This window comes from Veillonella nakazawae (genome assembly GCF_013393365.1).
GTDB lineage: Bacteria > Bacillota > Negativicutes > Veillonellales > Veillonellaceae > Veillonella > Veillonella nakazawae.
On record NZ_AP022321.1, the window covers coordinates 997,460 to 1,010,125 of the forward strand.

Consider the following 12,666-nt stretch of genomic DNA (forward strand, 5'->3'; position numbering starts at 1 on the left):
ATGAAAGTACGTTATCGTGTTGTACCAAAACAGAATAAGAAATCATCCTTCTATGTAAACTGTCATAGCCAACATGTGACGATACAAGCTGCAGATTCTGCGTTTTCTACATTGCTTAGTTTGCGTGAAAGATTATCTGCATGGTATAAGGAAAAAAATATTTCTTTTGATAATATTCCAACGAATACAGATACAGCTTGTTGTTTTGCCTGGAAGGTAGATACTGAAACAGGGGAAGGCTTAGATACCTATTATTATGGTGGTGGCTGTGGTGCTGGTGAATGGATTGAAGCGGCAGAAGCGCAACGTGAAGCTGAAGAGGCTAAAAACAAAGTGCCTAGAGGCAAGTCTTTTGCTGGTTATGACCAAGAAGATGAATATGATGATGTTGATGAAGATGATTTCGCTCCATTTGTAGAGGCTGTTGAGCTGGGCTACTTTAATAATAGTCCTGTCGTTGTATCTCGTTCTAATCAAACGGCTGCAGCATCTAGCAATAGTGATACTGTCGCATCTGTGAGCAGTACACCTAAAGCAAGTAAAGGTTTTGCTCCTAAAAGTACTACAAAATCTACTGCTAAAGGTAGTGAAGGGGATAGTAAATATCCTCGTCGTGCCCCCAAGGATGCTCCTACTGATGAAGGCATGATTTTAGGGCCTAAAATTGAGGGAGTTACCTCTAAAATTATGGGCACTTTGGATACGCCTAGTGTTATTTTTGAAGGTGTATTTGTTGGTCTAGATAAACGTGATACTAAGACTGGTAAAAGTATCGTTAACGGTAGCATCGTAGACGATACGAATAGCATCAAATTTATTAAGTTTGCGAATAGCCCTGAAGAAGGGGATGCGCTACTTAAACAATTAAAAGGTTTACAACGTGTACGCGTACAAGGTAGCGTCAGCTTTGATGATCGATTTGATAAGGATTATATCTTATCTATTCGAAGCATTGAAGCTATGGAAACTAATAGCGTGGAGCGCACTGAAAACCGTCCAGACTCCCGTGTAGAGCTGCACTTGCATACTAAGATGAGTGATAAGGATGCCCTTGTATCTGTTAAAGACCTATTTAAAACAGTAAAAAAATGGGGTCATCCTGCGGTAGCTATTACAGATCACGGCGTTGTACAAGCATTTCCAGAAGCTCAAGCTCTTGGTAAAGAGTTGGGCGTTAAGGTTATCTACGGTGTAGAAGGTTATCTCATTGATGATGAAATTGTTGCTCGTGATGAAGAGCCTGTAGTAGATAAGAAGAAGAAAAAAGAAAAAGATAAACGTTACCATATTATCTTATTAGCTAAAAATATGGTAGGTTTGCGCAATCTGTACAAGATGATATCTATTTCTCACCTTGAACACTATAAGATACGCCCTCGGTTGCCTCGTTCTGTTATTGAAGAACATCGTGAAGGTATCATCATCGGTTCTGCTTGTGAAGCCGGGGAACTTATGCAGTCCATCGTCCGTGGTGCTACAAAGGAAGAATTACTAGAGGTAGCCTCTTTCTACGACTATCTTGAAATTCAGCCACATACGAACAATATGTTCTTGGTTCGTAAAGGCCTTATGCCAGATGAGCAAGCTCTTATCGATATGAATAAGACAGTTATCGAATTAGGGGAAGCTTTAAATAAACCAGTATGTGCTACTTGTGACGTTCATTATTTAACACCAGAAGAAAAGATTTACCGTGAAATCATGTTAACGGCATGTGGTTATCCAGATGCGGATGAACAACCAGATTTGCACTTACGTACTACAGATGAAATGTTGGCGTCTTTCCCGTATTTAAGTGAAGAAAAGGCTTATGAAGTAGTTGTTACTAATACTCGTGCAATTAATGATAGCATCGAAGATATTAAACCAGTTCCAGATGGCACATATTCACCAAAGATTGAAGGTGCCGATGAAGCTTTCACAGAAATGTGTTATAGAAATGCGAAAGCCATTTATGGTGATCCATTGCCTCGCGTAGTACAAGAGCGACTTGATTATGAATTAGACTGTATTATCTCCAATGGTTACGGCGTATTGTATTACATTGCTCATAAGCTGGTAAAAAAATCACTTGATGATGGGTATCTCGTAGGTTCCCGTGGTTCTGTAGGTTCTTCCTTTGCAGCAACCATGTCTGAAATTACAGAGGTAAATCCATTACCGCCACATTATATATGCCCTAATTGTAAGCATTCTGAATTCTTTGAAAAGGGCGAATACGCAGGTGGCTTTGACTTACCACGTAAAGATTGTCCAGAGTGTGGTCATGCGCTACAAACTAATGGCCATGATATTCCGTTTGCCATCTTCCTTGGTTTCGAAGGTGATAAGGTTCCAGATATTGACCTTAACTTCTCCGGTGATTACCAAGCAAAGGCTCACAAATATACGGAAGAATTATTTGGTCGAGATAATGTATTTAAAGCTGGTACCATCGGTACAATAGCTGATAAAACTGCTTTTGGTTATGTTAAAAAATATGCAGAAATTCGAGATATTCAAGCTCGTAGTGGTTTCTTTGAACATTTAGCAAAAGGCTTTACCAATGTTAAGAATACTACTGGACAACATCCTGGCGGTATCATGGTATGTCCTCGCGATATGGATGTGCATCACTTTACACCTATACAACATCCAGCGAATAAGAAGGAAAGTGGTGTATTAACAACACACTTTGACTATCACTCTATCGAAGGCCGTATGACTAAGCTTGATATCTTGGGGCATGATGATCCGACTATCATTCGTATGCTAGAGGATTTGACCGGTATAGATGCTAAGACAATCCCATTTGATGATCCAAAGACATTGAGCTTATTCTCTTCTACAGAGGGGATTGGTTTAACACCTGAGCAATTACAAGGTGACCAAGTAGCCAGTTTGGCTGTGCCAGAATGTGGTACGAAGTTCGTACGGGGCATGCTGGAAGACTCTCGTCCTCAAACATTCTCTGACTTGGTTCGTATCTCTGGTTTCTCTCATGGTACAAACGTATGGCTCGACAATGCGCAAGACCTCATTAAAAATGGTACTTGTAAATTGAACGAAGCCATTTCTACCCGTGACGATGTAATGAACTTCTTAATCCATCGCGGTATGGATAGAAAGCATAGCTTCTTCGTTATGGAAAACGTACGTAAAGGGAAGGGCATAGAAAAACGGAATAAACAAGGTCAAGCTATTACGGAATTTGAAGCTGAAATGCGGGAAAATAATATTCCTGAATGGTTCATTGAATCTTGTAAAAAGATTTCCTATCTATTCCCACGGGCCCATGCTGTAGCTTATGTAATGATGGCCTTCCGTATCGCATGGTTTAAGGTGTACCATCCATTGGCTTTCTATGCAGCCTACTTCTCCATTCGTGCCAAGGCCTTTGATTTGCGCATTATGACGGGTGACCTTAAAACGCAAATGACTGAGTTCAATCGTATTAAAGCTCTTGATCGTGGTGCCAGTCCTAAAGATAAGGACCTTATGAGTGCCTTAGAAGTATCTATGGAAATGTATCAACGGGGTTATCGTTTTGTTAATGTAGATATTCAACACTCTGAAGCTAGACGCTTTAGCATTAAAGATGGTGCTCTATTACCACCATTCTTAGCTATTGACTCCTTAGGTGAAACAGTAGCTGATGCTATCGTAGCTGAACGAGAAGAACGTCCGTTTACATCTCTAAAAGACTTGCAACGTCGTTGTAAAGTATCTAACACCATCATTGATCTTATGAAAGAACTCAAATGCTGTGGTGAACTACCTGAAGACGAACAAATGTCACTCTTTGGAGCATAATAAAATACTAGTTATACTTAAATACAAAGTAAGCACTATATCCAAAATAGGATATAGTGCTTATTTTTATATATTTTGATACAATACAATTGATATATCATTGGTACAAGGGAGTGTTGTGTAATGATAAGAAAATTATTGAAATTTCTAGGAATTAATTCATCAGATAGTAATATTACTAAAGAACCGAAAATGAAATCAGAAGAAAATGGAACTGGATCTAATATTACTAAGGAACGACAAAATCAACCTATAGAGATTGAATTTTGGGACATTGAGGCGGAGGATGTTCCTGAGTTAGAAGAATCAGATATTCCAGGTGTATACTTTAACGAATTCCGAGAATATGTTGATGAAGAAGGGAATGTGCTATCCCCATCAGAGGTGGATGCAATACGGTATAAAGACGATTACGAGGACGATTATTATAGATAGAAATTATTAGAGTGTCATATTTATATTGTTTTTATTTTGTAACGAGTTGGTTAATTATGAGAGTTCCGATATATGAAGCTGTAGCTCACTATAAAAAGAATAATGAGTTACCTTATACAGAGTATTTTGGCCTAGGCTTTTTTTCTAAATTATCATTAGCAGAAAAGGCATTAACTGAGTCAAAAAATTTGATAGGTTTTTCTGATTTGGCTGATGATTCATTTTCGATAACAACTCATTATTTAAATGATTGTGCGCATATAGGTGATGATGTTGGTTATGAAATCATAAACAACAAAATTTATGGTGTTTGGTATGATTATGATATAGATGATTATTATACATGTTCAGGATACATAGGTTTATTTAGTACTTTAAAATATGCAGAGAAAGCAATAGAGTGGTATAAAACCTGGGATATATTTAAAGTACATGGCATAGAGTGTTTAGGAATAGCTACTATCACTCTTAATTTAAAGGGATGGACTGAAGGTTTTATAACAGTATATGATTAAATTAAGAAAAAAAGAGGTGTCATCATTTTGTGACACCTCTTTTTTGAAAGTTTTGCAGTTTATTTATTTTGACAGAGTTTGAATATTTGGTAGATTTTAGTACAGAGATTTATATTTCATCCAGTTTGTTTTTGCCATTTCTTTAAGTTCTGTACCACGGCCATCAAGGATTGCATTGATTAAGTATTTACTGAAGCCTTTAGCTTGTTGGTAAGCAATTTTTGGAGGCATAGCAAGTTCTTGTTTATCTACGCGAACATTGACGATTACTGGACCATTATGATCGAGTGCTTCTTTAATTTTTTCATCTACCTCACTGGAGTTTTGGATGCTCACACCTTTAATACCAGCCGCTTCTGCAAGTTTACCGAAGTCTGGATTTACAAAGTCTGTAGCATAGTCTAGGTAGCCAGAAGCTTTCATTTCCATAGCGATGAAGCTAAGTTCTTCATTATTAAATACGAAGATTTTAATTGGTAGATTTAATTGTTTTAACGTTAGCATTTCGCCCATCATCATAGTGAAACCACCATCACCAGAGAGGGAGATGACTTGACGATTTGGACATGCATTTTGTGCACCGATGGCATGCATCATAGCATTGGCCATAGAACCATGGTTATAGGAACCTAAGATACGGCGTTTACCATTTGTTTTTAAGTGACGGGCAGTCCAAATAACTGGAGTACCTACGTCAAAAGTAAAGATGGCATCTTCACTTGCTAGCTTATTCAAACGATTAACGAAATATTGTGGATGAATTGCTACACCATCTGGTTCAGCCGCAGCATAGCTATCCAAATTCTCTCTGAATTTTGTATATTCCTTACGTATTGTATCAATAAATTCAGTATTTTCACGTTGACCTACGAGAGGTAACAACTCTTTTAATGTATCTTTTACTGTACCAATAATCCCTTGTGTAAGAGGTACACGGCGACCTAACGCACTAGGATCTCTATCAACTTGAATTACTTTTGCATTTTCCGGATAGAATGGACGGTAAGGGAAGTCTGTACCAAGCATAATGAGTGTATCGCAGTGCTCAATAGCACGATAACCAGATGTATAGCCTAATAGGCCTGTCATACCTACATCATATGGATTATCCCATTCAACCCATTCTTTACCTCTGAAGGCATGTACTACAGGAGCTTGTAAGCGTTTTGCTAATTCTACGACCTCATCATGTGCACCTTCACAACCTGCACCACAGAAGAGGGTAATGCGTTCACCTTTTTCTAAATGAGCAGCCATTTCTTCGATATCTTCACGTTGTGGAACGATATGAGGTAAGCGAGGGTGATGCCATACTGGTAATTCATCAATTTCCGTTTCCATTACTGCTACATCGCCAGGAAGGACTATAACGGCAACATCTTGATTACCAACTGCTGCATTCATAGCACGGAAAAGAATTTCCGGCATTTGTTTTGGATTGGAAACGAGTTCACAGAAACAAGAACATTCTTTGAATAAGTTTTCTGGATGTGTTTCTTGGAAGTAATTTAGTCCTACTTCGGATTGTGGAATATGAGACGCAATAGCCAATACTGGAACACGATTGCGATGACAATCGAATAAACCATTGATCAAGTGTAAATTACCAGGACCAGAACTACCAGCACATACAGTCAATTTATGAGTTAAAGCTGCTTCTGCACCTGCAGCAAAGGCTGCTGTTTCTTCATGTCTAACATGTTCAAAAGCAATCTTACCATTGCGACGTAAACTGTCGTTTACAGAATTTAAACTATCGCCAGTGATACCATAAATGCGTTCGATACCTGCATTGGCTAAGACTTCTATAAGTACATCAGAAATTCGTTTTTTTGCCATATTATCACCTTTATTTAATAAATAATATCAATTAAGTATTGTTATAAAACCATATATTATTATATTAGACCTCTTTGTAGTGTAATTATGTGATAAAAGTTACTATTTAATGTATACATAGTTTATACATGTTTATATTGTTATTATAATATATTTTCAATCTAATAAAAATAGAAATATAATAATAGTTATTTTATTCCAGGTTATATATTTAATATCTTTTCTCAATACAAAACTCTTATTGTTGCATAACCCTAATAAAAGTGTTACTATTAATTCAGAAACAAAATAGATGAGTCTTTGGGGATAGGTGAAATTCCTTACCGGCGGTATAGTCCGCGAACCTTTTAGGTATGAATCGGTGCAATTCCGATACCGACAGTACAGTCTGGATGAGAAAAGACGAGGCACATTTGACGTGCGTATTTATGATTACCCAAGGACTATGTATATAGTCCTTTTTTTATTGAGGTGATATGGTGGATGACGTAGCATATATGAAACGCGCCATTGCACTGGCAAAATTAGCCACAGGTCACACCTCTCCAAATCCTTTGGTGGGTGCCGTAGTGGTTAAAGACAATACAATAATCGGTGAAGGTTATCATCATAAGGCTGGTACAGATCATGCTGAGGTTCATGCCTTAAATCAAGCAGGTGATAATGCTAAAGGTGCTACTTTATATGTAACCTTAGAGCCATGCTCTCATTATGGTAAAACTCCACCTTGTGCGCTGCGTATTATCGAGGCTGGCATAGCTAAGGTCGTTGTAGGGAGTACAGATCCTAATCCACTAGTATCGGGAAAGGGTATGGATTTACTCTGTGAAGCAGGCATAGAGGTTGTTTGCCCCGTATGTAGTGAGGAATGTGCTGAACTAAATGAGCATTTCTTTACATATATACAGACAGGTAAACCTTTCGTAACTATTAAAAGTGCTATGTCCCTTGATGGTAAGATTGCCACTTTTACTGGTCAATCCCAATGGATTACGAATGAGTCCTCCCGCCGTGATGGACATGTATTACGTGCTACTCATGATTCTATGCTCGTTGGTATCGGTACAATCTTAGCAGATAATCCTCAGTTAAACTGTCGACTCAGTAATGATGAATTAATAGATACTATATCGGATAGAAACATTCTTAATGAGCCTATCCAAGTTCATCAACCAGATGTCATCATATTGGACAGTCTTGGTAGAACGCCTACCACAAGTCGTGTATTTGAAGTAGATACTCGTAAGGTGCATATATTTGTATCTAAAGGTTGTCCTAAAGAACGAATACAGGCGCTGGAACAAGTAGGGGCTCTTGTTACTGTTGTTGAATCAGTATCTACTCGTAAAAGTAAAAGTACAGATATCGTAATAGATATTAAAAAACTATCTATTGATGATATTCTTACGAAGTTGGGCGATTTTGGTTATACTTCAGTATTAGTTGAAGGTGGCTCTGCCATTATAAGTTCATTTGTAGAAACATTGAACTTTGATAAGGTTGTTACCTATATTGGTAATACAATAATCGGTGGAACAGAGGCTACACCTGCTGTAGGTGGTCGTGGCTTTGAAAGCTTAGAATCTTCTCCGCAGTTAACTTTTACAAAAACTAAAATATTAGATAATAACATTCGCATCGAAGCGTATCGTCAAGGAAGGAGGGGCGCTTATGTTCACGGGAATCGTTGAAGAAATCGGCCGTGTAGAGAGCATTAAAAAGGGCCCTAAATCCTTAGCCATAACAATTCGGGGGAATAAAATATTTAGTGATTTAAAAATAGGTGACTCCGTAGCTGTTAATGGTGTATGTTTAACGGCTACAACGATTGGTAATGGCGTATTTACAGCTGATGTTATGCCTGAGTCAATCAAGATGACTACTTTTACAAATTTGAAAGTTCATCAACCAGTCAACTTAGAGCGTGCTATGCTCGCCAACGGTAGATTTGGTGGTCACATTGTGGCAGGTCACGTAGATGGGACGGGCCGCATCATTAATCGGGAGCAAACGGATAATGCCATTATCTTTACCGTAGAGGCCCCGAAATCCGTCATGGATTACGTTATTTATAAGGGGTCCATTACGATCGATGGTATTAGCCTCACAATTATGCGACGAACGGATAGCAGTTTTTCCGTATCTATCATTCCTCATACCTTGGGGGAAACTATTTTAGGTTCTGCTCATATCGGTACTGAGGTTAATTTAGAAACAGATATCGCTGGTCGATACATTCGTCATTTTATGAATCTCGGTAGTGAATCTACCGAAGAAAAACCTAAGAAATCTATGCAATCCCTCTTAGTAGAGAATGGATTTATATAAAAGTAAGGAGCGTTCCTATGAGCGAACAATTACATTCAATTGAAGAGGTCTTAGAAGACCTTAAAGCTGGTAAACCTGTTATTATCGTTGATGATGAAAGCCGTGAAAACGAAGGTGATCTTATCATCGCTGCAGAGTTTGCTACACAAGAAAATATTAACTTTATGGTTAAATACGCACGTGGTATCGTATGTACACCTATGCGTCGTGAAGCCTTAGAGAAGCTTGGCATTCCTGCAATGGTTGCCAAAAATACAGATAACCATGAAACTGCTTTCACCGTTACTGTTGACCATGTAGATACTACAACAGGCGTATCTCCAGCAGAACGTGCTTATACAATTCAAAAATTATTAGATCCAAATGCTAAACCAGAAGACTTCCGTCGTCCTGGTCACGTATTCCCTCTAGTATATAAAGAGGGTGGCGTTTTAGTACGCCAAGGCCATACAGAAGCATCTATCGACCTTTGTCGCTTAGCAGGCTTACAAGAGGCAGCTGTTATTTGTGAAATTACAAAAGACGATGGCGATATGGCTCGTTTGCCAGATCTATTACAATTTGCTAAAGAACATAATCTTAAAATTGCATCTGTAGCAGAACTTATTGAGTATCGTAAACAACATGAAGATATGGTTGAGCTCGGTGCTTGTTCTAAACTACCTACTAAATTTGGTGACTTTAATATCTTTGTATTTAAAAATGATTTAGATCATAAAGAACATTTAGCTATTGTTAAAGGTGATGTACAAAACTGTGACGATGTTCTTGTACGTATTCACTCTGAATGTTTAACCGGTGATGTATTCGGTTCTAAACGTTGTGACTGTGGTGAGCAATTAGATAACGCGTTACGTGCCATCGAAAAAGAAGGTAAAGGCGTTGTAGTATATATGCGTCAAGAAGGCCGTGGTATCGGTTTAACAAATAAAATTAAAGCCTATGCTTTACAAGAGCAAGGTTTAGATACTGTAGAGGCTAATGAACAATTAGGCTTCCCTGCAGATATGCGCGAATATTCCTTGGCTGCTCAAATTATCCGTTTCTTAGGTATTAAGAGTATTCGATTGTTGACAAACAATCCAGAAAAACGTCATGGCTTAGAACATTGGGGTATTGATGTAACTAGCCGGGTACCGCTCATTATTGCAGCCAATAAATTTAATGCAGGGTACTTAAGGACAAAAGAAGAAAAAATGGGTCATATGTTAGAAGACTAATCATTTAGTTTTATTTAACAAATTGCTCGTCACATAAGAATTTCCTTTACAGGAATATAGGAGGTCAACATAATGAAGGTTCAAGAAGGTAATTTATTAGGTAGCGGTAAAAAATTTGCTATTATCGGTTCTCGTTTTAACGAGTTCATTACGTCCAAATTAATTGGTGGCGCTGAAGATTGCTTATTGCGTCACGATGTAAAAGAAGAGGATATCACTGTTATCTGGGTACCAGGTGCTTATGAAATCCCATTGATCGCTAAAAAAGCTGCTTCATCTGGTTGCTTCGATGCGGTTATCTGCGTTGGTGCTGTTATTCGTGGTGCTACAACTCATTATGACTATGTATGTAATGAAGTAGCTAAAGGTATTGCTCATGTTTCCTTAGAAACTGGTGTTCCTGTTATGTTCGGTGTAGTAACTACTGAAAATATTGAACAAGCGATTGAACGTGCTGGTACTAAGGCTGGCAATAAAGGTTACGACTGTGCTATGGGCGCTATCGAAATGGTTAACCTTATCGATCAATTCTAATAATTACATAGTAAACACTCAGTGTCTTATGATGCTGAGTGTTTTTAAATTATCGAAAATATGTTCCTTTATCTTGAAAATAGGCTAGACGAACATATATTCTCTATTATTGAAAAGTAAATCTATGACATGATATACTATATAAGCACTTATAAGTGCGTTTTAAACTTTAATTAATAATAAGGAATGATAGAATGGATTATATAAAACGTTTTACTACCCGAGAAGGGGTACGTATGTCTTTAGCGGTAACAACGGATACTGTTGAAACGGCTCGTGTGCGTCATGATTTATGGCCTGTCGCAACGGCTGCTTTAGGTCGCGCTATGACGGGAGCTATTTTATTAGCTGGTGATTTTAAAAATCATGAAAATGTAAGTTTGCGCATTAAAGGTGATGGCCCTCTAGGTGTAGTTCATGTAGATGCGTTTGCAGATAATACAGTTCGTGGCTATGTGGATGAGCCACATGTAGATGTACCTTTAAAACGAGCTGGTAAGCTTGATGTAGGTGCTGCAGTAGGTCATAATGGGGAAGTGCAAGTGACTCGCTTTACACAATTAGCACAAGACTATACCTCCACAAGTCCTATTCAAAGTGGCGAAGTAGCAGAAGATTTGGCTTACTATTTATATGCTTCTGAGCAAGTGCCTTCTACTATTAGCTTAGGTGTATTGGTAGATCCAGATTATCACACGGTTGTGGCAGGCGGTTTTATCGTACAAGCTTTACCAGATGCTACAGATGAAGCATTAGCCCAAGTCGAAAAGAATATTAATGAATTAGGCCCAATTACAGAATATTTGAAAGCAAATCCAGACGGTAAAGGCCTTATGGAACGCGTTCTTGATGGTTTAACTGTGAATGAAGTATATAATGAACCGATTCACTTCCAATGTCGTTGTGGACGTGATCGCTTTGGTGCCGTACTCATGACATTAAGAGAAGAAGATAAACAGGCTATCTTGGAAGATGACGTAACAGAGCTTGTTTGTCACTATTGTAATGAAAAGTATCATTTCACACGAGAAGAGTTACAAGATATGTTTACCCCTAAAGGTCCAATTCAATAAAACTTTATAATATATTGAAAAAATACAGGCTACTAGGTTTTTCCTATAGCCTGTTTTTCTATTCTATGAGAAAATAAAAGATAGAGTGATTAATAATAGGAGGTCACAATGAGTGCAATTGGCGTAATTGGTGGTACTGGCGTTTATGATCCATCCATCTTTGAAAATATTCATGAAGAATCCTTAATGACACCATATGGTGAAATAGATTATGTACAAGGTACATACCATGGGAAAACGGTAATCTTTGTTGCTCGTCACGGCAAAGATCATACAATTCCTCCACACAAAATTAACTATCGTGCTAATATTTGGGGTCTAAAAAAATTATGCGTTACATTTATTATCTCTACAACAGCTGTAGGTTCTTTAAATGAAAACTTCAAGCCTGGTCATTTCGTTTTGACAGATCAATTCTTAGATTTCACGAAGAACCGCATCACTACATTCTATGAAGGTGGTGACCGTCCAGTAGCACATCTGGATGTAACAAATCCTTATTGCCCTGAATTACGTGATATTCTTCAAAAGGTTGGTACTGAACAAGGTTTGTCTGTTCATAATGGTGGTACTTATGTATGTACAGAAGGTCCGCGCTTTGAAACACCAGCGGAAATTAAAATGTTCCACATGCTTGGTGGGGATACAGTAGGTATGACAAATGTACCTGAAGTAAATTTAGCTAATGAAGCTGAAATGGCATATGCTACGATTTCTATGATTACAAACTATGCAGCAGGTATTTCTGAATCTGCTCTAACACATAGCGAAGTGGTAGAAATGATGGGCGACATGGCAGCTCAGCTTAAAGCTCTCATTTTAGGTGCTATTGATGTAATCGATGTAGATGCTCGTTATGATGCGCATAATCGCATGCATGAATATGGTGGCTTTAAACTATAATCCATTCATAATGAAATACAATAGTTC

General features: G+C 38.0%; 10 protein-coding genes and 1 riboswitch. Of the genes, 9 read left to right on the forward strand and 1 reads right to left on the reverse strand.

Annotated elements, in window-relative coordinates; all coding sequences use genetic code 11:
* From VEIT17_RS04415 to VEIT17_RS04425, 3 genes are all read left to right on the forward strand, one after another.
* The gene (locus tag VEIT17_RS04415; RefSeq protein WP_178884936.1) at positions 1–3,792 is read left to right on the forward strand and encodes a PolC-type DNA polymerase III; all 3,792 of its coding nucleotides are present in this window, start codon (positions 1–3) and stop codon (positions 3,790–3,792) included.
* Positions 3,793–3,984: 192 nt separating this feature from the next.
* Entirely contained in the window at positions 3,985–4,227 is a 243-nt protein-coding gene (locus VEIT17_RS04420) for a hypothetical protein (RefSeq protein WP_155086993.1), read from the forward strand.
* A 56-nt stretch (positions 4,228–4,283) separates the two neighbouring features.
* Positions 4,284–4,742, forward strand: coding sequence for a hypothetical protein (locus tag VEIT17_RS04425; RefSeq protein WP_178884938.1), 459 nt, complete (start codon positions 4,284–4,286; stop codon positions 4,740–4,742).
* Between the two features lie 96 nt (positions 4,743–4,838).
* Here the strand turns inward: VEIT17_RS04425 and poxB are convergent, their stop codons facing one another.
* A complete protein-coding gene (gene poxB / locus VEIT17_RS04430) occupies positions 4,839–6,581 on the reverse strand; it encodes a ubiquinone-dependent pyruvate dehydrogenase (RefSeq protein WP_178884940.1) in 1,743 nt (580 codons plus the stop codon).
* Positions 6,582–6,873: 292 nt separating this feature from the next.
* Positions 6,874–6,989: riboswitch (FMN riboswitch) on the forward strand.
* A gap of 68 nt (positions 6,990–7,057) precedes the next feature.
* On the opposite strand from poxB, the gene ribD reads away from it, so the two are divergent.
* The 6 genes from ribD (at position 7,058) to mtnP (ending at position 12,639) form a co-directional block, all read left to right on the forward strand.
* Entirely contained in the window at positions 7,058–8,272 is a 1,215-nt protein-coding gene (gene ribD / locus VEIT17_RS04435) for a bifunctional diaminohydroxyphosphoribosylaminopyrimidine deaminase/5-amino-6-(5-phosphoribosylamino)uracil reductase RibD (RefSeq protein WP_178884942.1), read from the forward strand.
* Positions 8,253–8,909 (forward strand): riboflavin synthase, encoded by a 657-nt coding sequence (locus VEIT17_RS04440; protein ID WP_178884944.1) that lies wholly within the window; start codon positions 8,253–8,255, stop codon positions 8,907–8,909. The genes ribD and VEIT17_RS04440 overlap by 20 nt, the downstream gene beginning before the upstream one ends.
* 17 nt (positions 8,910–8,926) lie before the next feature.
* Positions 8,927–10,129 (forward strand): bifunctional 3,4-dihydroxy-2-butanone-4-phosphate synthase/GTP cyclohydrolase II, encoded by a 1,203-nt coding sequence (locus VEIT17_RS04445; RefSeq protein WP_119209212.1) that lies wholly within the window; start codon positions 8,927–8,929, stop codon positions 10,127–10,129.
* Between the two features lie 72 nt (positions 10,130–10,201).
* The gene (gene ribH / locus VEIT17_RS04450; protein WP_119209211.1) at positions 10,202–10,663 is read left to right on the forward strand and encodes a 6,7-dimethyl-8-ribityllumazine synthase; all 462 of its coding nucleotides are present in this window, start codon (positions 10,202–10,204) and stop codon (positions 10,661–10,663) included.
* A gap of 194 nt (positions 10,664–10,857) precedes the next feature.
* Entirely contained in the window at positions 10,858–11,736 is an 879-nt protein-coding gene (gene hslO / locus VEIT17_RS04455) for an Hsp33 family molecular chaperone HslO (RefSeq protein WP_178884946.1), read from the forward strand.
* Positions 11,737–11,844: 108 nt separating this feature from the next.
* Entirely contained in the window at positions 11,845–12,639 is a 795-nt protein-coding gene (mtnP, locus tag VEIT17_RS04460) for an S-methyl-5'-thioadenosine phosphorylase (protein WP_178884948.1), read from the forward strand.
* Positions 12,640–12,666 lie beyond the last annotated feature (27 nt).

Excerpts from the sequence above, each read along its gene's own strand:
- VEIT17_RS04440 (WP_178884944.1), top strand. The coding sequence starts at position 8,253 with ATGTTCACGGGAATCGTTGAAGAAATCGGCCGTGTAGAGAGCATTAAA.
- VEIT17_RS04415 (WP_178884936.1), top strand. The coding sequence starts at position 1 with ATGAAAGTACGTTATCGTGTTGTACCAAAACAGAATAAGAAATCATCC.
- VEIT17_RS04445 (WP_119209212.1), top strand. The coding sequence starts at position 8,927 with ATGAGCGAACAATTACATTCAATTGAAGAGGTCTTAGAAGACCTTAAA.
- VEIT17_RS04420 (WP_155086993.1), top strand. The coding sequence starts at position 3,985 with ATGAAATCAGAAGAAAATGGAACTGGATCTAATATTACTAAGGAACGA.
- hslO (WP_178884946.1), top strand. The coding sequence starts at position 10,858 with ATGGATTATATAAAACGTTTTACTACCCGAGAAGGGGTACGTATGTCT.
- ribD (WP_178884942.1), top strand. The coding sequence starts at position 7,058 with ATGGTGGATGACGTAGCATATATGAAACGCGCCATTGCACTGGCAAAA.
- ribH (WP_119209211.1), top strand. The coding sequence starts at position 10,202 with ATGAAGGTTCAAGAAGGTAATTTATTAGGTAGCGGTAAAAAATTTGCT.
- poxB (WP_178884940.1), bottom strand. The coding sequence starts at position 6,581 with ATGGCAAAAAAACGAATTTCTGATGTACTTATAGAAGTCTTAGCCAAT.
- VEIT17_RS04425 (WP_178884938.1), top strand. The coding sequence starts at position 4,284 with ATGAGAGTTCCGATATATGAAGCTGTAGCTCACTATAAAAAGAATAAT.
- mtnP (WP_178884948.1), top strand. The coding sequence starts at position 11,845 with ATGAGTGCAATTGGCGTAATTGGTGGTACTGGCGTTTATGATCCATCC.